Below are 20,942 nucleotides of genomic sequence, written 5' to 3'. Positions count from 1 at the left end.
ATCGGGATGAGTCTTTCGCTGTTCAATCGTTATACCTTCTTCATTGTCTGCATCGTCTTCACTCTGATCACCTTACCGCTGCTGGGCAGTGTCGGCTGGCTGTGGCCGCTGACGCTGATCGCGGCGGCGCTGAGTCTGCTGGGGATCTACGATCTGTTGCAACCCAATCACGCGGTGCGGCGCAATTATCCGATTCTCGGCAACGTCCGTTATCTGGTGGAGAGCATTCGCCCGGAGATCCGTCAGTATCTGATCGAGAGTGATAACGAGCAGTTGCCGTTTTCCCGCACCCAGCGCTCGCTGGTGTATGCCCGGGCCAAGAATGAGACCTCGGATCGGCCATTCGGCACGCTGAAGGATGTCAATCAGATCGGCTACGAGTTCATCAGCCACTCGATGTTGCCGGTGGTGCCGGGCAACCCTGACGAGTTCCGCGTGCAGGTCGGCGGGCCGCAGTGCCTGCAGCCGTATTCGGCGTCGATCTTCAATATCTCGGCGATGAGCTTTGGCTCGCTCAGTGCCAACGCGATTCTGGCGCTGAACAAGGGGGCGCAGTTGGGCGGTTTCGCCCACGATACCGGGGAGGGCAGTATCAGCCCTTACCATCTGCAGCACGGCGGCGATCTGATCTGGGAATTGGGCAGCGGCTATTTCGGTTGCCGGGACGAGAATGGTGCCTTCGATCCGCAGCGTTTCGCCGAGCAGGCCAGTCGGCCGCAGGTGAAGATGATCGAGATCAAGCTGAGTCAGGGGGCCAAGCCGGGGCATGGCGGCATTCTGCCGAAGCACAAGATCACCGCCGAAATCGCCGCGACCCGGGGCATTCCCCGGGACCGCGACTGTGTTTCACCGGCGCGGCACGCCACTTTCTCCACGCCCGTCGAGCTGTTGCGCTTCATCCAGCGGCTGCGCGAGCTGTCCGGCGGCAAGCCGGTCGGCTTCAAGCTGTGCCTCGGCCATCCCTGGGAGTTCATGGCGATCGCCAAAGCCATGCTGGAAACCGGCATTGTGCCGGACTTCATCGTGGTGGACGGCAAGGAGGGCGGCACTGGCGCCGCACCGCTGGAGTTTTCCAACCATATTGGTGTGCCACTGCGTGAGGCGGTGATGTTCGTGCATAACACCCTGGTGGGTGTCGGCCTGCGCGAGCAGATTCGCATCGGTGCCAGCGGCAAGCTGATCAGTGCCTTCGATATCGCCTCGGTACTGGCGATCGGTGCCGACTGGGCCAATTCCGCGCGTGGCTTCATGTTCGCCATCGGCTGCATCCAGTCGATGTCTTGCCATACCAATCAATGCCCAACCGGCGTCGCCACCCAGGATCCGCGCCGCCAGCGCGCCCTGGTGGTACCGGACAAGGCGCAACGGGTCTACAACTTCCATCGCAGTACCATGCATGCGCTATCCGAGATGCTCGCGGCGGCGGGTCTATCGCATCCGGCGCAACTGGAGCCGCGGTTCCTGGTGCACCGGCTGTCGGCCACCGAGATCAAGCTGTATTCGCAGATGCATGTGTTCCTCACGCCGGGTGCCCTGCTCAGCGGCGAGGTGGAGGGAGAGTTCTACAACCGCATGTGGTCAATGGCGCGGGCCGACAGTTTCGAGCCAGTGGCGCCGATGGCGGCCAGTTAGTTTTGCTGACGGGCAGGCACTGAAGTTAAGACATTTTCCGCGCTTGGCTTTATCCTAGCGAGGCATTGGCAATCAGCAAGGCCGTGATATGTCATTGCTGGCACGATCAATGCAGATAATTCATGTAAACGGGCGTGGCCCGGTACTGGCGACGGAATTTTGTCATGGCGAGAAATCAGGCAGGGGCTCAAGAACCGGCTCCGCAGGCAGCGGCAGCAGGTAATCGCAAACTCCTTATCTTGATCTGTGTCGGTTTGCTGGCGCTGTTGTTGTCGGCCGGCGGGCTGGCGTACGCATTGCTGTCGAACCGTGACAGTGGCGGCGCGGCACCGGTAGCGCAGGAGCCGGCCAAACTGCCGGCGCTGTACCAGCCGCTGGAGCCGGCCTTCACCGTCAATTATGCTCACGGCGGCAGGCAGCGCTACATGCAGGTCAATGTGGTGCTGATGGGGCGTGATCCCCAGGCAATGGCCGCAGCGGCCGAACACCTGCCGCTGATCCGCAACCAACTGGTGATGTTGTTCAGCAGTGCGGATTTCGACCAATTGATGACCGCAGAAGGCAAGGAGGCACTGCGCGAGCAGTCTACCCTTGCGGTACAGACCCTGATGGAACAGGAACTCGGCAAGCCGACCATCGAGTCGGTACTGTTTACCAACCTGGTTCTGCAATAGGAAAACAATTATGGCGGTTCAGGATCTGCTGTCCCAGGATGAAATCGATGCGCTGTTGCACGGCGTTGACGAGGGTGTCATCGATAGCGAGCAGGACAGCGAGCCGGGCTCGGTCAAGAGTTACGACCTGACCAGTCAGGATCGCATCGTGCGTGGGCGCATGCCGACGCTGGAAATGATCAACGAGCGTTTTGCCCGCTACACCCGTATCAGCATGTTCAACCTGTTGCGCCGCTCGGCGGATGTGTCGGTGGGTGGTGTGCAGGTGATGAAGTTCGGCGAATACGTGCATACCCTGTACGTGCCGACCAGTCTAAACCTGGTGAAGATGAAGCCGCTGCGTGGCACCGCACTGTTCATCCTGGACGCGCGCCTGGTATTCAAGCTGGTCGACAACTTCTTCGGCGGTGACGGTCGGCATGCCAAGATCGAGGGGCGCGAGTTCACCCCGACCGAGCTGCGGGTGGTACGCATGGTACTGGAGCAGGCCTTCGCCGATCTGCGCGAAGCCTGGCAGGCGGTCAAGGATGTGCAGTTCGAGTACGTCAACTCGGAAGTCAACCCGGCTCTGGCCAACATCGTCAGCCCCAGCGAGGTGGTAGTGGTATCGACCTTCCACATCGAACTCGACGGCGGTGGCGGCGAGATGCATGTGACCATGCCCTATTCGATGATCGAGCCGTTGCGTGAAGTGCTGGACTCGGGGGTGCAATCGGATGTGGACGAACATGATGAGCGCTGGGTGCGTGCCCTGCGCGAGGAAATCACCGCTGCCAGGGTACCCTTGAGCGCTACCGTGGTGCGCCGCGAGCTCAAGCTGCGCGACCTGCTGAGCATGCAGGCCGGCGACGTGATTCCGGTGGAAATGCCCGAGCACATGGTGATGTGCGCCAATGGCGTGCCGACCTTCAAGGCGCGGCTCGGCTCGGTCAAGGGCAATCTGGCATTGCAGATTCTGGGGCCGGTCACGCGTCCGCGCTGAGCACCCCGAAACCGCGGTATTCCGCGTACTACAGGTAAATGAGGATCAGGCAAGATGGCTGAGGACAGAAAGGACGAGATCAGTCCGGAAGAACAGGCGCTGGCCGATGAATGGGCCGCCGCGCTGGATGAGGCAGGCAACGCCAGTCAGGATGACATCGATGCCATGCTGGCGGGCAATACCTCCAAGCCGCTGCCGATGGAGGAGTTCAACGCGCCGGAGCGCCAGTCGGGCGGTGATCTGTTCGGTGGTGCCGAAGGGCCGAACCTGGATGTGATCCTGGATATTCCGGTGACCATCTCCATGGAGGTGGGTAATACCGACATCACCATCCGTAACCTGCTGCAGCTCAACCAGGGCTCGGTGGTGGAGCTCGACCGCCTGGCCGGCGAGCCGCTGGACGTGAAGGTCAATGGTACGCTGATCGCCCATGGCGAGGTGGTGGTGGTCAACGAGAAATTCGGCATTCGCCTGACGGATGTGATCAGCCAGTCCGAACGTATCAAGAAGTTGAGCTGATATGCGGTTGTTGCGCTGGCTGACAGCCGTTTCACTGCCTGGGCTGTCATTGCCCCTGGCCGCCGCCCCGACTGCCGCGGACGGCGCTGCCGGTACGCAGCTGTTCAGCCAGTTGGCCCAGTTGGGCGTGGGGCTGATCATCGTGGTCGGGCTGATCTTCGTGCTCGGTTACCTGATGCGCCGGGTCGGACCGCTGGCACCGCAGGGCGGGCAGCATATCCGGGTGATCAGCAGCTACCCGCTGGGGCCGCGCGATCGCCTGGCGCTGGTCGATGTCGGTGGCCAGCAGTTGCTGCTGGGCATTTCACCGGGCCGTATCAGTACCCTGCATGTGTTCGCTGAGCCGGTAGCCGACGCTGCGGATGGGGCTGGCAACAGTGATTTTGCCCGCAAGCTGCAGGCCCTGCTCAAGCGGGAGGACAAGCCATGATGCGCTGGAGCCTGTTGTTGCTGGGCCTGTTGGCGCCGATGGCCTTCGCCCAGACCGCGGCCGATCCGCTGAGCCTGCCGGCGATTACCCTGAGCACCGATGCGGAGGGGCAGCAGACCTATTCGGTCAGCCTGCAGATTCTGCTGTTGATGAGCGCACTGACGTTCATCCCGGCCTTTGTCATGATGATGACCAGCTTTACCCGCATCATCATCGTCTTCGCCATCCTGCGTCAGGCGCTGGGCCTGCAGTCCACCCCGTCGAGCCAGATCCTGGTCGGACTGGCGCTGTTCCTGACCCTGTTCGTCATGGCACCGGTGTTCGAACGCATCAATGAGAGCGCCCTGCAGCCCTACCTGAACGAGCAACTGGCACCACAGCAGGCGCTGGAACAGGCCAGCGTACCGTTGCGCGAATTCATGCTGGCGCAGACCCGGGAAACCGACCTGGAACTGTTCGTGCGGCTGGCGCAGCGCACCGACCTGACCGGCCCGGAAGAGGTCCCTTTCCATATCCTGGTGCCGGCATTCGTCACCTCCGAGCTGAAGACCGCATTCCAGATCGGTTTCATGATCTTCATTCCATTCCTGGTGATCGATCTGGTGGTGGCCAGTGTGCTGATGGCGATGGGGATGATGATGCTGTCGCCGCTGATCATCTCGTTGCCATTCAAGATCATGCTGTTCGTGCTGGTGGATGGCTGGGCGCTGATCATCGGCACCCTGGCTGCCAGTTTCGCCGTGACGTAAGGAGATTCCATGACCCCCGAAGTCGCTGTCGACCTGTTTCGCCAGGCCCTGTGGCTGACCACCGTGATGGTGGCGGTGATCGTGGTGCCGAGCCTGCTGGTCGGTCTGATGGTCGCGGTGTTCCAGGCTGCCACCCAGATCAACGAGCAGACCCTGAGCTTTCTGCCGCGCCTGCTGTTCACCTTCATGACCATGATCGCGCTCGGCCCCTGGTTGGTACGGCAGCTGATCGAATTCACCGAACAGTTGTACCGTAACATTCCCGGGCTGATCGGCTGATGATCGAGCTGGCCGGCAGCGACATCGGCCGCTGGGTGGCCGGCTACCTGTGGGTGCTGTTCCGCATCGGGGCGTTGCTGATGACCATGCCGGTGATAGGTACGCAGTTGCTGCCGATGCGTATCCGCATGTATCTGGCGCTGGCGCTGACCTTGCTGGTGGCGCCGCAGATCAGTGACGTGCCGCACCTCGAGCCGCTGGCACTGAGCACCTGGGTGGTGATCGCCGAACAGATCCTGATCGGCGCGGCGATGGGCTTTCTGCTGCAGTTGCTGTTTCAGATCCACGTGGTGGCCGGGCAGATCATCGCCATGCAGATGGGCCTGGGCTTTGCCTCGATGAACGACCCGGCCATGGGTATTTCCGTGGCGGTGGTGGCACAGGTGTTCACCATGCTGGTGACCCTGCTGTTCCTGGCGATGAACGGGCATCTGGTGGTGATCGAGGTGCTGGTCGAGAGCTTCACCACGCTGCCCATCGGCGAGACGCTGCAGGCCGGGGACTTCCATACGCTGGTGCTGCGCTTTTCCTGGGTGCTGGCATCGGCTCTGCTGATCGGCCTGCCGGCGATCACCGCGCTGCTGATCGTCAACCTGTCCTTCGGCGTGATGATGCGCGCCGCACCGCAGTTGAACATCTTTTCCATCGGCTTTCCGCTGACCCTGGTGTTCGGTCTGTTCATCCTCTGGGTATTGCTCAGCAGTACCGCGGGGCAATATCACCTGCTGGCTTCCGATACGCTGATCTGGCTGCGGGACATGGTGAGGGCGCGCTGATGGCCGAAGACAGCGGTCAGGAACGCACGGAAGACCCCACGGCGAAACGCCAGAAGGAATCCCGCGAGAAGGGCCAGGTAGCCCGTTCCAAGGAGCTGAACACGCTGGCGGTGGTGATGGTTGCCGCCGTGGGCCTGCTGATGCTTGGCCCGGAGATGGCGCGCAAGCTGATGGACCTGATGGTCTACAACTTCACCCTGGAGCGCGAGGTGCTGTACAGCACCGATAGCATGGGGCTGCACCTGCTGACTTCGATACGCCAGGGCTTCGGCGCCCTGGGGCCGCTGTTGCTGATGCTGCTGGTCGCCGCGCTGGTCGGCCCGGTGCTGCTCGGTGGCTGGCTGTTCAGTGCCAAGCTGCTGGTGCCCAAGGGCGAGCGGCTGAACCCGCTGGCCGGGCTCAAGCGCATGTTCTCGATCAAGGCGCTGGTCGAACTGCTCAAGGCGCTGGCCAAGTTTCTGGTGGTGCTGGCCATGGCCCTGGTGGTACTGCGCATGCGCAAGGATGATCTGCTGGCTCTGGGCAACGAGGCGCTGCCGGGGGCGATCTTCCACAGCGGCTGGGTGCTGGGTACCTCGCTGTTGCTGCTGGCCAGTTCATTGATCCTGATCGCCGCGGTGGATGTGCCATTCCAGATCTGGGACAACAAGCAGAAGACGCGCATGACCAAGCAGGAAGTGCGCGACGAGTACAAGGATTCCGAGGGCAAGCCCGAGGTCAAGTCGCGGGTGCGCCAGCTGCAGCGGGAGATGGCCGAGCGGCGGATGATGGGTGAAGTGCCCAAGGCCGATGTGGTCATCACCAACCCGACGCATTACGCGGTGGCACTGAAATACGACCCGGTGCACTCCGGCGCGCCGGTGGTGGTGGCCAAGGGGGCGGACTTTCTGGCGCAGAAGATCCGCGAGGTCGCTACCGAACATGAGGTGATCGTGCTGGAATCGCCGCCGCTGGCGCGGGCGGTATTCTACAGCACCGAGCTGGAGCAGCCGATTCCGGCGGGCCTGTATCTGGCCGTGGCCCAGGTATTGGCCTATGTTTACCAGGTGCGCCAATTCCAGGAGGGCAAGGGCAAGCGCCCCGGCCCGATGCCGGAGCCGCCGATTCCGGATGATCTGCGTCGGGATGAGTGAGAAAGCTCCGGGTTGTCGCGCCCCGCACGACGATAGGGTGGTGCTGGCCGGGAGGTTGCAGGCGTAGCGCAGGGGCGCTACACCCCGAAAGTATGCGCCTTGGCTCGGGTTGTCGCGCCCCGCACGACGATAGGGTGGTGCTGGCTGGGAGGTCGCAGGCGTAGCGCAGGGGCGCTACACCCCGAAAGTATGCGCCTTGGTTCGGGTTGTCGCGCCCCGCGCGACGACAGGGTGGCGCTGGCTGGGAGGTTGCAGGCGTAGCGCAGGGGCGCTACACCCCGAAAGTATGCGCCTTGGCTCGGGTTATCGCGCCGCCGCGCGGCGACAGGATGGTGCTGGCTGGGAGTTCGCAGGCGTAGCGCGAGCGCGCTATATTCGGAACAGGTTTATCATCCGTAGGTGATCCTCAATAAACAGGAGCAGATTGATGTCCGAGAGTTCGCGGGTTTCGTTGTTCGCCGTTATCGCGGCGGCCCTGCTGGCGTTGGCGCTGGCCTTCATGGCGGTGAGCATCAAGACCGGCCTGCTGCAGTTCCGCGATGCCGACCGGGTGGTGAGCGTCAAGGGCCTGGCCGAGCGTACCGTGGAGGCGGATCTGGCGCTGTGGCCGATCAATTTCACGGTGATGGGCGACAGCCTGGATGCACTGCAGGGAGATATTGAGACCCAGCAGGACCTGATTCGCTCCTTCCTGCTGCTCAAGGGCTTCGAGGAAGGCGATCTACAGTTATCGATGCCGAAGATCACCGATCAGCACGCCAACCTGTACGGCTCGAACATGCCGCCGCAGCGCTACCGCGCCGAAGTGACCGTACTGGTGCGCACCGGGGATATCGAACGGGTCAAGAGCGGCATGCAAAGCGTGGGGGACCTGGTCAAGTCCGGTGTCGCGCTGACGCAGAGTTATGAGCACCAACCGCAGTTCATCTTCACCCAGCTCAATGCGATCAAGCCGGAGATGATCGCCCTGGCCACCCAGGAAGCCCGTGCCGCGGCGGACCAGTTCGCCCGCGATGCCGGGGCCGAGGTGGGCAGTATCCGCCGCGCTTCCCAGGGCTACTTCAGCATCGAGGATGTCGATCCCTACACGCCCGAAACCAAGAAGGTGCGGGTAGTGACCAGCGTCGACTATATCCTGCGCTGAGCTGGCTCCGGCACTGAGGCGACAAAGCGGCTGATCCGTTCGGGCCAGTCGCTCAGTTGCTGGATGTTTTCGGCGACCACCAACTGCGCCTGCGGCAGATGCTCGGCCAGCAGTTCGGCGCCGCGCATCGGGTGCAACGGGTCGTCATGCCAGGCCAGGATCAGTGTCGGTATCGACAGTTCGGCCAGGCGCTGCAGTGGGGGCAAATCGGATTCCGCGGCGCCGAGCAGTACCGCCTGCAACACCTGGGCATCGAACCCGGCCATGGCTATGCGGCTCAACTCGCCCATCTGGGGCTGAGCCTGACGCAGCCACGGGGGCAGGGTAGAGTCGCCTGCCGCCAGACGCACCAGCGAAGCCAGGCCGCGCCGATCGATCAGCTCTGCCATCTGCCGCGAACGCCGTGCCTGTCCGGGGCGCTGCTCCCAGGCACAGGGTGGCAGCGCCAGCACCAGATGACTGACCTGCTCAGGCGCCATGACAGTGGCGTGCAACGCGGTGGCGCACCCCATCGACTGCCCACCCAGGGCAAAGCGCGGCTGACCGCTGTGTAGTTGGGCAATCTCCAGCATGTCCTGCGCCAACCGCGGCCAGCGGTAGCGGGCTGCCTCGCTGCTGCCGGTGGAGCGGCCATGGCCGCAGGCGTCATAGCGTATACGGCGGATCAGTTGCGTTCCGGAGTGGTGGAACCAGCCGCTGGCATCCTCAAGGGCGATGCTGCCCATCTGCCCGTGCCCCCAGATCAGCGGCCAGCCTTGTCCCTGTATGACGCTATGCAGCATGGATGCTCCAGTGATTGATGTCAGAGTTGGCCAGCATAATCCATGGCATCAATAAGCGCAGCGTGAACTGACAGCGCTGGCCGTGCGTAATAGACTGGGCCACCTCGTTTTCAGGAATGTTCTGCACATGACGTTGTTGCCTTGGTCTCACCCATCCTCCGCCGGCTTCACCCTGCGTGGCTGGCACTCGGCCCCCAGTGGCAAGCCGCTGCTGCATTTCATTCACGGTAACGGCTTCTGCTGCCGCACCTACGAGCCGATGCTGGCACAGCTGGCTGAGCATTTCGATCTCTGGTTGTGTGACATGCAGGGCCATGGCGAAAGCGAACATGGTGGCGCCTTCGTTGGCTGGAACCGCAATGCGGAACTGGCGGTGGAGGCATTTACCGCCGGGCGCGGAATATTCGGTGAGGTACCGCGGTATGCCTGCGGCCACAGCTTTGGCGGCGTGTTGAGCAGTCTGATACTGGCCGAGCATCCCGAACTGTTTCAGCGTGCGGTATTGCTGGACCCGGTGCTGTTCCCGCGCCGCCAGCTCCTGCTGCGGCATATGCTCGGTTGGCTGCTGCGCAACCCCATGGCCGAAGGCGCCCGGAACCGGCGGCGGCACTGGCCGGACCGCGAGGCAGTATTCGAGCGCTTTCAGGGGCGTGGCATCTTCCGCGGTTGGGAGACGGCGGCATTGCAGGCGCATATCCAGCATGCGCTGCGTGACGAGCCGGGGCAGGGCGTGGTCCTCCGGTGCGAGCCCGGCCGCGAGGCCGAGGTATTCGAGTCCTGGCCGCGTGGTCTGTGGCAAGCACTGGGGCGGATACGCACATCGGTGCGGTTGATCCATGGTGATCATACCTATCCCTTCGTCCGCCAGTCCGCCGCCCGGCTGGCGGCAGCCAATGCCCATGTCAGCGTCGAACAGTTGCCAGGCGGGCATTGCTTCATGCAGGAGCATTCGCAATTGACGGCGCAGCGGGTGAGGGCGTTTCTGCTCGCCGGGGAGTGAGTCGGGGGGGCTGGTCGTACCTCTGGCTGTGCTATCGCGGCAGGCGGTCCGACGCTGCTCCCACTGGGACAAGTACATCAACCCCGTCGTCGAGCAGGCGCTCGACAACCCTGGGGTAGGAGCGGCGCCTCGCCGCAATGGGGGCTATCAGAAGCTCCACTGGCTGCCATCAGGCAGCCACTATCACATCCCCGTGGTTCTCCGGCTCGATCAGTGCACGGTGCAGTGCGACCACGGCGGCGTCGTAGTCTTCCTCGTTGATGATGCACTGCATCTCCACCTGGCGGATCGACTGATGGATGGCCTGGATGCTGATGTCGGCTTCGGCCAGCGCTGCCACGGTCTTGGCCAGGATGCCCTTGACCTTGAGGTCGGAGCCGATGGCCGAGACGATGGCGATGTTGTGGACATGCACCTCGGCCATCGGATAGCGCTCCTGGATCAGCCGGATGGCGCGGTTCATCATCTTGCGTGAGCCGGAAGCGTAGTAGGTGATGCTGTTGGCATCGGAGTCCTTGTTCACCACGTACAGCTTCAGTTGCTTGAGCAGGCGGGTGATCTCGATATCGTAGCCGACGTCGCCGAGCATCTCCTGGTCGAAGACCTCCAGCCCGAACACATCCTTGCGCCCGGCGATGATCTCCACGCAGGGCTTTTCACTGCAGTAGTTCTGGCTGATGGTGGTGCCGCCGTGGTCGGGTTCGAAGGCATTCTTGATGCGCAGCTGGATGCCGGCCCGGCGCAGGGTGCGCGCCGCCTTGGGATGGATGGCCTCCATGCCCAGGTTCGACAGCTGATCGGCGACGTCATAATTGGTACGACCGATAGTCACCACCTTGTCGACGCCCACCTGGTTCGGGTCAGCACTCGAGAGGTGATATTCCTTGTGGATGATGGCTTCGGCGGCGCCGGTGCTGGCGGCGATCTGGGCGAAGGTGATTTCGCTGTAGCCGCGATCGAAGGTGTTCATCAGGCCTTCGCTGCAATGGGTATAACCGGTGGCGACCACCAGTTCGCGGCTGAAGTCGATGCCGGCGAAGCTGTCGTTGATCATGTCCTGGAAGGTCTTGGGCTCCTGCTGGTTCCAGCCGGTCAGGTCGACCAGGCGAGCACTCACACCGCTCTTCTTCAGGGCCAGCACGGTATTGAAGGCGCTGTGCGCCTCGCCCAGGGAAGCGAGCATCTCGCGCACCTTCATCAGGTGCCCACCGAGCTGGAAATGGCCATAGGAACACAGCTGCTGCAGATTGAGCATGCAGTCGCGGGCGTCATTGATGCGCCCGCCGATGAAGCGGTTGGCGGCCTGGCGTTCATAGTCGTCAGTGAACAGCTCGGCATTCTTCGCCAGCATGCTGGTCCTGACCTGCTCCAGGGCCTCAAGCCAGGCGTCTTCGTTATGCGCATCGGCAAAGCGTTCATACACGCCGGGTTCGCCGCTCTTCTTGTGTTCCAGCAGCAGATTGGTCATGCCACCGTAGGCCGAGACCACGAAGATGCGGTTGTACAGGTCATTGTTGCGGCGCTGGCCGGTGAAGATGGTATCCAGTACTTCATCGAAGCGGCTCATCGAAGTGCCACCGATCTTTTCTACTGTATGCATAGTTCTCATGTCTTTTTCTAATGAATGTCAGCTGCTCTCGCAATACTGCTGCGGGCTGATCTGCAGCGGCTCGACCGGACCGCGCTCGGCCACGAACTCGGGGCGCGGCGGCATGCCGTCGAACGGCGCGGTGGGTCGGTTGTCCACGTGGTTGTAGACGAAGAACAGGTTGCTGCGCGGGCTCGGGGCGATGTTGCTGTTGGAGCCGTGCAGGGTGTTGCAGTCGAACAGCACCACGCTGCCGGCCATGCCGGTCGCCTGGGTGATGCCGTAGCGCTCGACCAGTCGGGCCAGGCTGTCGTCATCCGGAATGCCGAATTCCTGGCGGCGCAGGGACTTCTCGTAGTGATTTTCCGGGGTCTTGCCGATGCAGCTGATGTAGTGCCGGTGCGAGCCGGGGATCAGCATCAGGGGGCCGTTCCAGGGGTGGTTGTCGGTCAGCAGCACCGAACAACTGATGGTGCGCATGCGCGGCAGGCCATCTTCGGTATGCCAGGTCTCGAAGTCGGAGTGCCAGTAGAACTCCTTGCCCTTGAAGCCCGGCTTGAGATTCAGTCGGGACTGGTGGACATAGATGTCGCCATCGAGCAGATGGCGGATCAGTCCGGCGGTGCGCTCGTCCCGTGCCACCCGGGCGAACAGCGGATTGCTGCGATGGATGGCGAACACCGAGCGCAGCGCGCCGCTGTCGGGTTCACGGATGGCGGTCGGAGATTGCAGGACCTCGGGGTCGTGGCGCATGCGCTCAAGTTCCTGCTTGAACAGCGTCACTTCCTCGATGCTGAAGACATTCTCCAGCACCAGGAAGCCGTCGCGCTCGAAGCGCGACAGTTGCTCGGCGCTCAGCGGCGCGTTGTGCGTATCCTTGCCGTAGGTGATCGGGTCTAACCGTTCCTGCCAGCGGGGATGATTGTGCTGGCGTGACGGGTAAAGGTCAGCTTGCACGCTAGACATTATTTCTCCTGTTATGCGGGTTCGGCCACACTGAGGTCGGCGGGGTAAACACCATTTTCGTCATGCACTTCGCGGCCGGTCAGCGGCGGGTTGAATACGCAGGCCATCTTCATGTCCTCGGTGCCGCCGCGCAGCAGGTGCTCGTCGTGCTGGTCGAGAATGTACAGGGTGCCCGGCTCGATCTTGTAGATCTTGCCGTCAGCGATGGTTTCGATCTCACCGTTGCCGCTCATGCAGTACACCGACTCCAGGTGATTCTGGTAGTGGATGTGGGTTTCGCTGCCGGCGTAAATGGTGGTGATGTTGAAGGAGAAGCCCATCTTGTCTTCCTTCAGGATCAGCCGGGTGCTGTCCCAGGTCTCGGTAACGACTTTGCGTTCGGATGCTTCACAGTCTTTCAGTTGACGTACGATCATGTTCTTCGAATTCCTCAGGATGCCTTGTTGGTGACGTCGGCGGCCATGACCTTGGCGAAGGCCGCATCGAGAATGTTCATGGCCTGGGTGATCTGCTGCTCGCTGATGATCAGCGGGCACAGGCACTTGACCACCTGGCTGTGATTGCCGCTGGTCTCGATGACCAGACCGTTGGCGAAGGCCTCGGCGCAGATAGCTGCTGCGGTGTCACCGTCCGGACAATTGATGCCGATCATCATGCCGCGACCCTTGACGAACAGGGAGTCGGGGCCGTGGCGGCGGACGATCTTCTGCATGCGCTCGCGGATCATGGTGCCCTTGGCCTTGATGCTGGCGGCGAACTCGTCGCTGGTCCAGAAGTGCTCCAGCGCGGCGGCGGCGGTGACGAAAGCGTGGTTGTTGCCACGGAAGGTACCGTTGTGCTCACCCGGCTCCCACTGGTCCAGCTCGCGGCGCATGACCACGATGGCGAACGGCAGGCCGAAGCCGCTGAGCGACTTGGACAGGGTGATGATGTCCGGCTTGATGCCCATTTCCTCGAAGCTGAAGAAGGTCCCGGTGCGGCCGCAGCCGGCCTGGATGTCATCGATGATCAGCAGCATGTCGTGCTTGCGGCAGAGTTTCTCCAGCTTGCGCATCCAGTCGGCCGATGCGGCGTTGAGGCCGCCTTCGCCCTGGACCACTTCGACGATTACCGCGGCGGGCTTGTCCACGCCGCTGCTCGGATCGCTGAGCAGCTTGTCCATCATCGAGATGGTGTTGACCTTGTCACCGAAGTAGTTGGCGTAGGGCATGCGGCTGACGTCGGTCAGCGGTACGCCGGCGGCGCCGCGGTGATGCTGGTTGCCGGTAGCGGCCAGTGCGCCCACGGTGCAGCCATGGAAGCCATTGGTGAAACTGATGACATTGCTGCGGCCGGTGACCTTGCGCGCCAGCTTCAGCGCCGCCTCGACCGAGTTGGCCCCGGTCGGGCCGCTGAACTGGACGACATAATCGCCGAGGCCGCGGGGCGCGAGAATGACCCGGTTGAAGGTTTCAAGGAAACGCTCCTTGGCATCGGAGTACATGTCCAGGCCATGGGTCAGGCCGTCATTTTCCAGATATTCGATCAGCGCCTTCTTCAGCACCGGATGGTTGTGGCCGTAGTTCAGGGTGCCGGCACCGGCGAGGAAGTCGATATAGGACTTGCCGTCGCGGGTGATCAGCTCGGCACCGCGGGCCTGGTTGAAGATGACGGGGAAGGAACGGCAGTAGCTGCGAATACCGGACTCGTGTTGTTCAAACTGGGCGAAGGTGTTCATGCAGTCTCCTGATTCTTGGAATGAGCAAGTTGTGCAAAGGGGGCGAAAGGACCGGCGCGATACAGCACTTCATCATCATGCTGGCCGTGAAAATGGGTGGCGCGGTTGAACAGCACCTGGGTCTGGGCGTCTACGCCGAGCTGGCGGAAGGCCTTGGCGAACAGTGCTTCGGAGCCGGTATTGCCCGGGGAGATGGTGGTTTCCAGCCAACGCACGCCGTCGGCGGCGGCCCGTTCAACCAGGTTCAGCAGCATGCTCAGCGCCAGCCCCTGGCCGCGCATGCTGCTGTCCACTGCCACCTGCCAGATAAACAGGGTGTCGGGACGGGCAGGGGGCCGGTAACCGGAAATGAAGCCCACCAGTTCGCCCTGGCTGTTATCAGCGGCGATCGAGGTGGCGGAGAAATCGGTGCATTGCAGCAGGTTGCAGTAGACGGAGTTGGTATCCAGGGGAGGGCAGCGCTCGACCAGTTGGTTGAGGGCGTATCCATCGGTCGCCCGCGGTTTGCGTAGCGAAAAAGGTTTGGAAGACATGTTCTCTAATGTTTACTTGTAAATTCATTTTTATAATAAACACATCCAAAAAATGAGAACAACCCGCAATTTACATGGCTTGTGCGCCAGGTATCGTTATGCGGTGATATTTACAGCTGTTATGTATTTGCACTGTATTCCGCTGTAACCCCTATGCTGATAGGCGTTGCGCAAGTCCTGCAGGTTGCCTTTTTGACTGCCGACTGGGCGTTTTATTCGAACAAAAAAATTTCTTCGGTGAACGCACCGGGGGGAAAAGCGGTCCACGAGAGGAAACTGGTTTATGCTGAGAAGCATAACTACGGTCCGAGGAGCTTTTCATGGTGTCACCGCGGCGTTCGCGCAAAGAGGATGCGTCCGCATGGACGGTTGCAGACAGTCGAAGTATCTACGGCATTCGCCACTGGGGCGCGGGCTATTTCAATGTGAATGACAGCGGTAATGTCGAGGTCCGGCCGCGGGCCGGGGTGGATGCGCCGATCGATCTGCACCAGTTGGTCGCCCAGCTACGTGATAGCGGGCTGGATCTGCCGTTGCTGCTGCGTTTCCCGGATATTCTCCAGGATCGTGTGCGGCAACTGACTGGCGCCTTCGATCACAGCATTGCCGAACTGGGCTATGACAATGGCTACACTGCCCTGTATCCGATCAAGGTCAATCAGCAGGAGGCGGTGGTGGAGAACATCATCGCCACCGAGGACGTGGCCATCGGTCTGGAGGCCGGCTCCAAGCCGGAGCTGATGGCTGTATTGGCGCTGGCGCCCAAGGGCGGGACCATTGTCTGCAACGGTTACAAGGACCGGGAGTTCATCCGCCTGGCATTACTCGGGCAGAAGCTCGGCCATAACGTGTTCATCGTCATCGAGAAGGAATCCGAGGTGGCGCTGGTGATCGAGGAGGCCGCTGCGCTGGCGTTGACGCCGCAGGTCGGCTTGCGGGTGCGGCTGTCCTCGCTGGCCTCGAGCAAATGGGCTGACACCGGCGGTGAGAAGTCCAAGTTCGGCCTGTCCGCCGCGCAGCTGTTGCGCGTGGTGGAGCAGTTCCGTACGGCGGGGCTGGAATCCGGGGTGCGCCTGCTGCATTTCCATATGGGGTCGCAGATCGCCAACCTGGCGGACTACCAGCATGGCTTTCGCGAGGCGATCCGCTACTTCGGCGAGTTGCGTGCGCTGGGGCTGCCGGTTGACCATATCGATGTCGGTGGCGGACTGGGGGTGGACTACGACGGCACCCATTCACGCAACGCCAGTTCGATCAACTACGACATCCAGGAGTACGCCCGCACCGTGGTGCTGATGCTGCGCGAGTTCTGCGAGGAGCAGGGCCTGCCGCATCCGCATATCTTTTCCGAGAGCGGACGGGCGATGACCGCCCACCATGCGCTGCTGGTGGTGCAGGTGACCGACGTCGAGCGGCATAACGATACGGTGCCGCCGATCGATGATCTGGAGCAGCTGCCGCAGGTGGTGCGGGCGCTGGTCGGGTTGCTGGGCCAGACCGATATCGAGATGGTCACCGAAACCTATTGGCGCGCCACCCATTACCTCAGCGATGTGGCCGGGCAGTACGCCGAGGGCAAGCTGACGCTGTCACAGAAGGCGCTGGCCGAACAGTGCTATTTCGCCCTGTGCAACCGGCTGCATGCGCTGCTCAAGGCCCGTCAGCGCTCGCACCGCCAGGTACTGGACGAGCTCAACGACAAGATGGCGGACAAGTACATCTGCAACTTCTCGGTGTTCCAGAGCCTGCCCGATACCTGGGCGATCGACCAGGTGCTGCCGATCGTGCCGCTCAACCGCCTGGACGAGGAGCCGCTGCGCCGCGCGGTGCTGCAGGATCTGACCTGCGACTCCGATGGCAAGATCCGTCACTACGTGGATGAACAGAGCATCGAGAACAGCCTGCCGGTGCACGAGTTGCGCGAGGGCGAGGACTATCTGCTGGGGATCTTCATGGTCGGTGCCTACCAGGAGATTCTTGGTGACATGCACAACCTGTTCGGCGATACCGACTCGGTGAACATCTACCAGTTGGAGGATGGCCGGGTGGTGCATGGTGGTATCGAGACCCATGACACCATCGAGGACATGCTGCGCTATGTGCACTTCGAGCCGGACGAGCTGGTCTCGCGTTACCGCGACAAGGTTGCCGGGGCGCGGCTGAGCGCGGCGGAACGGGCACGCTACCTGGATATCCTGCGGCTGGGGTTGACGCGTTCCTCCTATCTCACCGCCGAGTAGTCGGCCCCGGCGAAGCCGTCCACACCGGCTTCCGCCAGTTGCTCACGCAGTGCCGCCAGTGACGGGTGGTTGAAGAACGCGGCCAACTGGCGGGCGCGCTGCGGGCCGATACCCGGTTGCACCTGCCAGTCGGCTGGGCTGCGCGCGGCGAGGCTGGGCCAATCCGCCGCCAGCTCGGCAGTGCCGGCAGACGGCATGCCGAGCGCCCGCAGCCATTGATGAAAGTCCCGCTTACGTGCCGGTTGCAGGCGCTCGGCCAGCTGCGTACCGCACTGGCGCGGCAATCCCTGCGGCGTCAGCCAATCGAGCAGTCCCCGCAGTTGGCCGGCTTCCAGCAGGCATTCCCAGGTACCGGGGCCGATACCTGGCAGGTCCAGCCCCTGGCGGCCGCCCAGCCAGGCCAGGCGCGCCAGGAACTGCTCGCGGCAGCCGTGCTCCATGTTCCAGCAACTGAGAAAGTGATAACGCCCGGGATCCGGCACGCTCGGCAACGACCGGTTGGGGGGGCGACTGATCACCTGTTCGAGTTGCGGAATGACCTGTCCGGACAGCCGTATCGACACCAGGTCACCGGGCAGCACATCAAGCTGCTTCCAGCGCTGCAACGAGCCCAGGCCGACCCGGCTGATACGGCGGTCATCCAGTTGCACCGGCTGCAGGCGCAGCACCGGGGTAATACGGCCACTGCGACCAATACCGAAATCGATCTCCTGCACCCGGGCCAGTGTCAGCTGCGGTGGATGCTTCCAGGCCACTGCCCAGAGTGGCGGCGCGGCTTGCCACTGATTGCCTGCTGGCCGTTGGCCCTGGCGCAGCACCACGCCATCGGTGGCGAAGGGCAGTGGCTGGCTGAACCACTGTTGACGCAGGGCCTGGGCGCTGGACAGGTCGTTGATCGGCAGGGTGTAGCGGGCGCTGTCCAAGCCAGCCTCGGTCAGTTGCGCCAGCCGCTGCGGCATCTGCGCCGGGCCGTCTGGCCAATCCCAGACGAACAGGCCAATCTGTTCCCGTTCTGCCTCGCTCAACTGCAGGCGGTTCATCAAGCCGGCAACGCGGCTGCGCGCGCCGACGCCGCCATCGCGGGATTGCACATGCTCGGACAGTCGCCAGTAGAGCTCGCCCTGCAGTACCAGATCGCGGGGTTGCGGCCAGTGTTGCGGCACGCCAGGCAGCAGACGCGCGGTAGCGGTCCAGTCCTGTCCCTGCCGGCCATCCCCGCGACTGATGGCACGACTCAGGCGGCCCCGGCGATATTCCAGGGTGACCGCCACACCATCGACCTTGGGCTGTATCCACAGATCCTGGCGGCGGGCGATCCAGGCCTGCGCCTGGTCGGAAGTGTGGATCTTGGCCAGTCCGGTTTGCGCCACCGGATGGGCCTGCTTGCCGGCAGGTGGCTGGTAGGCGGTGACTGGCTGATGGGCAAAGCAGGCCTGCCATTGCTGCAGCTGGATCAGCGCCTGGTCGTAGATCTCGTCGGGGACCTGTGAATGGCCCTGTTCATGATAGGCCCGGTCCCAGTGTTCGATCTGGCTGGCGAGGCGGTCGAGTTCGATGCGCACCTGTTTCTCCGGCCACTCCGGGCACTGGGCACCCGCGGCCCCGGCCCAGATCCAGAGAATCCACAAGTACCTGCTGTATGCCATGACCGCTTCCCTGCTGGTTGAACACCATCGCAGTGTAGGAAGTCGGGCCGTTCAGACAAGCGGAGGCGGCGGGAATTGTGGCGCAGGTGGCATTCTGCGCGGACTGTTTTGTCGCTGTGAAGCCGCAGGCGTAGCGCAGGCGCGCTACACCCCATGAAGTTCCCGATAGCGGCACTCCAGCACGACCCGGATCTCCCGAAGGGCTCCGGTCCAGTGATCCGGGCGCAATATCGGGGTGTAGCGCGCCTGCGCTACGCCTGGGGTCTGGCAGTCCACCGAAGCAGCCCCGGGAAGGCTCTCAGGCAGCAGTGGCCTTGCGCCCGGCGAGCACTTGCAGGATGGCGTTGAGCACGATGCCGTACAGCGGCACGAACAGCATGAGGCTGATGGCCAGCTTGATGACGTAGTCGACAGTGGCGATCTCGATCCAGTTGGCCGCCATGAAGTCATTGCTGCTGCGCCAGAAGGCCACGGAGAAGAACACAAAGGTATCGATCAGGTTGCCGACGATCATCGCGGCGCTGGGGGCTACCCACCAGTGCTGCAGTCTGCGCAGGCGGTCGAACACCTGGATATCCAGCAACTGCCCGACAACATAGGCCATGAAGCTCGCCAGCGAGATACGCAGGACGAAGGAGTTGAATTGCGCCAACGCCTCGAAGCCACGGAAGGCGCCTTCCTGGAACAGTACCGAGACGATATAGGACACCACCAGTGCCGGTAGCATGACCCGGGCGATGACCCGGCGGGCAGCCTGTTTGCCGAGCAGACGCACGGTCAGGTCGGTGGCCAGGAAGATGAACGGGAAGCTGAAGGCGCCCCAGGTGGTATGCCAGCCGAACAGGGTTATCGGCAGCTGTACCAGATAGTTGCTGGCAATGATGATGGCGATATGGAAGGCGATAAGGCTCGACAGAGCCATGCGCCAGCGCGCGGGCGATGCGAAATGCATGATGTCACCTTTTTGATGGATGGGGTTAGGGAACCCATGCCGCCGGAATGACGACGGCGCGTACTATACCGGACAGCGAGAAGCGGGGCCAGCCCGACGCTGGGGGCTGTGTCTGTGTGGGAGGGTCGATCCGGCCCGACCGCGTCCGCAGGACGCACCGGGGGCTCGGCGATGTTCAGCAGGGTTATCCAACAGCCTCGCAACAATGCCCTCAAGGCAGCTCAAGGCGATAATGACGCTCGAGAAAGTCCAGCAGCAGCGGATTCACTTCCTCCGGCTTCTGACTCTGGACCCAGTGCCCGCAGCGCTCGATGACGTGCTGCTCGACCTTGGGCACCACCGTGGGCATGCGCTCGATGGTGTAGCTCTCCAGTTTCGCCACCGGATCACGGTCACCGATCACGAACAGGGCGGGCTGCAATATCTGCTTGCCGGCCAGGTCGGCGGTGCGTTCCCAGTTGCGTTCATAGTTGCGATACCAGTTCAGCGGGCCGTGGAAGCCGTTGTCGATATAGGTCTCCACATAGACGTCGAACGCCTCCGGTGGGCACCACGCCGGCGGTACCTCTGGATCGATGTAGTCATCCAGCCAGCGTGAGTTGGCCGGCTTATCCGAGATCAGGCCGTTGCCGGCGATGGGCCGTCCGTGCATCAGGATGCGCAGGGTGCGCGGTATATCGGCTTCCAGCTCGGCCTCGGCCGGGCCGGGCGTCTGGAAATACAGGATGTAGAGAAACCTGTCCTTGAACCGCTCGCGCATCATGTCGATGGCTGGTCGTTTCGGCCTGCCGCCGAAGGGTACCGACATGCCGCAGACCACCTTGACCCGCTCGGGCTCCAGCAGGGCCAGGTACCAGGTGAGGTTCGCCCCCCAGTCGTGCCCGACCATGGCCACCTGCGTATGGCCGAACTCGTCCATGGCGGCCTGGATATCGCCGCACAGGGTGATGATGTCGTAGGCCTCGATCGCGGCGGGAGCGCTGCTGCGGCCGTAGCCGCGCATCTCCGGTGCGAACACCCGGTAGCCGGCGTCGGCCAGGGCCTGCATCTGGTGGCGCCAGGAGTACCAGCATTCCGGGAAACCATGCAGCAGCCATACCGGCTGGCCCTGCTTCGGTCCTGCGATGTGAATGCTCAGCTGAATGTCATTGACATCCAGAATGCGTTGTTCGGTCTGCAGCATGGCGATGTTCTCCGCTC

Annotated in this window: 21 protein-coding genes; 12 read left to right on the top strand and 9 right to left on the bottom strand. The window is 62.7% G+C overall.

Annotated elements, in window-relative coordinates; translation table 11 throughout:
• The first annotated feature begins 6 nt into the window (after positions 1 to 6).
• The 10 genes from CQ007_RS02955 to CQ007_RS02910 all read left to right on the top strand — a co-directional run bounded on the left by CQ007_RS02955 (position 7) and on the right by CQ007_RS02910 (position 8,318).
• The gene (locus CQ007_RS02955; RefSeq protein WP_105643441.1) at positions 7 to 1,632 is read left to right on the top strand and encodes an FMN-binding glutamate synthase family protein; all 1,626 of its coding nucleotides are present in this window, start codon (positions 7 to 9) and stop codon (positions 1,630 to 1,632) included.
• A 239-nt stretch (positions 1,633 to 1,871) separates the two neighbouring features.
• On the top strand, positions 1,872 to 2,306 hold the full coding sequence (locus tag CQ007_RS02950; protein ID WP_371919784.1) for a flagellar basal body-associated FliL family protein: 435 nt from the start codon (positions 1,872 to 1,874) through the stop codon (positions 2,304 to 2,306).
• 10 nt (positions 2,307 to 2,316) lie between these two features.
• A complete protein-coding gene (gene fliM, locus CQ007_RS02945) occupies positions 2,317 to 3,288 on the top strand; it encodes a flagellar motor switch protein FliM (RefSeq protein WP_105643439.1) in 972 nt (323 codons plus the stop codon).
• 54 nt (positions 3,289 to 3,342) lie between these two features.
• On the top strand, positions 3,343 to 3,807 hold the full coding sequence (fliN, locus tag CQ007_RS02940; RefSeq protein WP_105643438.1) for a flagellar motor switch protein FliN: 465 nt from the start codon (positions 3,343 to 3,345) through the stop codon (positions 3,805 to 3,807).
• Between the two features lies 1 nt (position 3,808).
• On the top strand, positions 3,809 to 4,237 hold the full coding sequence (fliO, locus tag CQ007_RS02935) for a flagellar biosynthetic protein FliO (protein ID WP_105643437.1): 429 nt from the start codon (positions 3,809 to 3,811) through the stop codon (positions 4,235 to 4,237).
• Positions 4,234 to 4,986, top strand: coding sequence for a flagellar type III secretion system pore protein FliP (gene fliP, locus CQ007_RS02930; protein WP_105643436.1), 753 nt, complete (start codon positions 4,234 to 4,236; stop codon positions 4,984 to 4,986). The genes fliO and fliP overlap by 4 nt, the downstream gene beginning before the upstream one ends.
• Before the next feature lie 9 nt (positions 4,987 to 4,995).
• Complete coding sequence (fliQ, locus tag CQ007_RS02925) at positions 4,996 to 5,265, top strand: flagellar biosynthesis protein FliQ (protein WP_105643435.1); 270 nt, start codon at positions 4,996 to 4,998, stop codon at positions 5,263 to 5,265.
• Positions 5,265 to 6,041 (top strand): flagellar biosynthetic protein FliR, encoded by a 777-nt coding sequence (gene fliR / locus CQ007_RS02920; protein ID WP_105643434.1) that lies wholly within the window; start codon positions 5,265 to 5,267, stop codon positions 6,039 to 6,041. Before fliQ ends, fliR begins: the two co-directional genes overlap by 1 nt.
• Complete coding sequence (gene flhB / locus CQ007_RS02915; RefSeq protein WP_105643433.1) at positions 6,041 to 7,174, top strand: flagellar biosynthesis protein FlhB; 1,134 nt, start codon at positions 6,041 to 6,043, stop codon at positions 7,172 to 7,174. Before fliR ends, flhB begins: the two co-directional genes overlap by 1 nt.
• A 427-nt stretch (positions 7,175 to 7,601) precedes the next feature.
• Complete coding sequence (locus CQ007_RS02910) at positions 7,602 to 8,318, top strand: SIMPL domain-containing protein (RefSeq protein ID WP_105643432.1); 717 nt, start codon at positions 7,602 to 7,604, stop codon at positions 8,316 to 8,318.
• Here CQ007_RS02910 and CQ007_RS02905 read toward each other — a convergent pair.
• Positions 8,303 to 9,100, bottom strand: a complete 798-nt coding sequence (locus CQ007_RS02905) for an alpha/beta fold hydrolase (protein ID WP_105643431.1) — start codon at positions 9,098 to 9,100, stop codon at positions 8,303 to 8,305. The genes CQ007_RS02910 and CQ007_RS02905 overlap by 16 nt on opposite strands.
• Before the next feature lie 127 nt (positions 9,101 to 9,227).
• On the opposite strand from CQ007_RS02905, the gene CQ007_RS02900 reads away from it, so the two are divergent.
• Complete coding sequence (locus tag CQ007_RS02900; RefSeq protein ID WP_105643430.1) at positions 9,228 to 10,100, top strand: alpha/beta fold hydrolase; 873 nt, start codon at positions 9,228 to 9,230, stop codon at positions 10,098 to 10,100.
• Between the two features lie 169 nt (positions 10,101 to 10,269).
• Here the strand turns inward: CQ007_RS02900 and CQ007_RS02895 are convergent, their stop codons facing one another.
• From CQ007_RS02895 to ectA, 5 genes are read right to left on the bottom strand one after another with little or no spacing between them, the layout of a single operon-like run.
• The gene (locus CQ007_RS02895) at positions 10,270 to 11,700 is read right to left on the bottom strand and encodes an aspartate kinase (RefSeq protein ID WP_105643429.1); all 1,431 of its coding nucleotides are present in this window, start codon (positions 11,698 to 11,700) and stop codon (positions 10,270 to 10,272) included.
• 27 nt (positions 11,701 to 11,727) lie between these two features.
• A complete protein-coding gene (gene thpD / locus CQ007_RS02890) occupies positions 11,728 to 12,654 on the bottom strand; it encodes an ectoine hydroxylase (protein ID WP_177424261.1) in 927 nt (308 codons plus the stop codon).
• 11 nt (positions 12,655 to 12,665) lie between these two features.
• Positions 12,666 to 13,070: an ectoine synthase gene (locus CQ007_RS02885; protein ID WP_105643428.1), complete on the bottom strand. Its 405-nt coding sequence runs from the start codon at positions 13,068 to 13,070 to the stop codon at positions 12,666 to 12,668.
• A 14-nt stretch (positions 13,071 to 13,084) separates the two neighbouring features.
• The gene (gene ectB / locus CQ007_RS02880) at positions 13,085 to 14,371 is read right to left on the bottom strand and encodes a diaminobutyrate--2-oxoglutarate transaminase (protein ID WP_105643427.1); all 1,287 of its coding nucleotides are present in this window, start codon (positions 14,369 to 14,371) and stop codon (positions 13,085 to 13,087) included.
• Positions 14,368 to 14,904: a diaminobutyrate acetyltransferase gene (gene ectA / locus CQ007_RS02875; protein ID WP_105643426.1), complete on the bottom strand. Its 537-nt coding sequence runs from the start codon at positions 14,902 to 14,904 to the stop codon at positions 14,368 to 14,370. The genes ectB and ectA overlap by 4 nt, the downstream gene beginning before the upstream one ends.
• 323 nt (positions 14,905 to 15,227) lie before the next feature.
• On the opposite strand from ectA, the gene speA reads away from it, so the two are divergent.
• Positions 15,228 to 17,144: an arginine decarboxylase gene (gene speA, locus CQ007_RS02870; RefSeq protein WP_105643798.1), complete on the top strand. Its 1,917-nt coding sequence runs from the start codon at positions 15,228 to 15,230 to the stop codon at positions 17,142 to 17,144.
• Here the strand turns inward: speA and ligB are convergent.
• The 3 genes from ligB to CQ007_RS02855 all read right to left on the bottom strand — a co-directional run bounded on the left by ligB (position 17,126) and on the right by CQ007_RS02855 (position 20,925).
• Entirely contained in the window at positions 17,126 to 18,790 is a 1,665-nt protein-coding gene (gene ligB / locus CQ007_RS02865) for an NAD-dependent DNA ligase LigB (protein WP_105643425.1), read from the bottom strand. The genes speA and ligB overlap by 19 nt on opposite strands.
• 298 nt (positions 18,791 to 19,088) lie before the next feature.
• Entirely contained in the window at positions 19,089 to 19,742 is a 654-nt protein-coding gene (locus tag CQ007_RS02860; RefSeq protein ID WP_105643424.1) for a 7-cyano-7-deazaguanine/7-aminomethyl-7-deazaguanine transporter, read from the bottom strand.
• A 211-nt stretch (positions 19,743 to 19,953) separates the two neighbouring features.
• Entirely contained in the window at positions 19,954 to 20,925 is a 972-nt protein-coding gene (locus CQ007_RS02855; protein WP_105643423.1) for an alpha/beta fold hydrolase, read from the bottom strand.
• Positions 20,926 to 20,942 lie beyond the last annotated feature (17 nt).

Origin of the sequence: Pseudomonas sp. MYb185 (assembly GCF_002979975.1) — a bacterium.
Lineage (GTDB): Bacteria > Pseudomonadota > Gammaproteobacteria > Pseudomonadales > Pseudomonadaceae > Halopseudomonas.
Note: the sequence above shows the minus strand (reverse complement) of the source record. Positions and strands in the feature narration are given on the sequence as shown.

Bases quoted from the DNA above. Each gene is read 5' to 3' on its own strand.
- ectA (WP_105643426.1), bottom strand. From the start codon at position 14,904: ATGTCTTCCAAACCTTTTTCGCTACGCAAACCGCGGGCGACCGATGGA.
- flhB (WP_105643433.1), top strand. From the start codon at position 6,041: ATGGCCGAAGACAGCGGTCAGGAACGCACGGAAGACCCCACGGCGAAA.
- CQ007_RS02900 (WP_105643430.1), top strand. From the start codon at position 9,228: ATGACGTTGTTGCCTTGGTCTCACCCATCCTCCGCCGGCTTCACCCTG.
- fliR (WP_105643434.1), top strand. From the start codon at position 5,265: ATGATCGAGCTGGCCGGCAGCGACATCGGCCGCTGGGTGGCCGGCTAC.
- ligB (WP_105643425.1), bottom strand. From the start codon at position 18,790: ATGGCATACAGCAGGTACTTGTGGATTCTCTGGATCTGGGCCGGGGCC.
- fliP (WP_105643436.1), top strand. From the start codon at position 4,234: ATGATGCGCTGGAGCCTGTTGTTGCTGGGCCTGTTGGCGCCGATGGCC.
- fliM (WP_105643439.1), top strand. From the start codon at position 2,317: ATGGCGGTTCAGGATCTGCTGTCCCAGGATGAAATCGATGCGCTGTTG.
- fliO (WP_105643437.1), top strand. From the start codon at position 3,809: ATGCGGTTGTTGCGCTGGCTGACAGCCGTTTCACTGCCTGGGCTGTCA.
- CQ007_RS02860 (WP_105643424.1), bottom strand. From the start codon at position 19,742: ATGCATTTCGCATCGCCCGCGCGCTGGCGCATGGCTCTGTCGAGCCTT.
- fliQ (WP_105643435.1), top strand. From the start codon at position 4,996: ATGACCCCCGAAGTCGCTGTCGACCTGTTTCGCCAGGCCCTGTGGCTG.
- thpD (WP_177424261.1), bottom strand. From the start codon at position 12,654: ATGTCTAGCGTGCAAGCTGACCTTTACCCGTCACGCCAGCACAATCAT.
- CQ007_RS02895 (WP_105643429.1), bottom strand. From the start codon at position 11,700: ATGCATACAGTAGAAAAGATCGGTGGCACTTCGATGAGCCGCTTCGAT.
- fliN (WP_105643438.1), top strand. From the start codon at position 3,343: ATGGCTGAGGACAGAAAGGACGAGATCAGTCCGGAAGAACAGGCGCTG.
- CQ007_RS02955 (WP_105643441.1), top strand. From the start codon at position 7: ATGAGTCTTTCGCTGTTCAATCGTTATACCTTCTTCATTGTCTGCATC.
- ectB (WP_105643427.1), bottom strand. From the start codon at position 14,371: ATGAACACCTTCGCCCAGTTTGAACAACACGAGTCCGGTATTCGCAGC.
- CQ007_RS02885 (WP_105643428.1), bottom strand. From the start codon at position 13,070: ATGATCGTACGTCAACTGAAAGACTGTGAAGCATCCGAACGCAAAGTC.
- CQ007_RS02910 (WP_105643432.1), top strand. From the start codon at position 7,602: ATGTCCGAGAGTTCGCGGGTTTCGTTGTTCGCCGTTATCGCGGCGGCC.
- CQ007_RS02905 (WP_105643431.1), bottom strand. From the start codon at position 9,100: ATGCTGCATAGCGTCATACAGGGACAAGGCTGGCCGCTGATCTGGGGG.
- CQ007_RS02855 (WP_105643423.1), bottom strand. From the start codon at position 20,925: ATGCTGCAGACCGAACAACGCATTCTGGATGTCAATGACATTCAGCTG.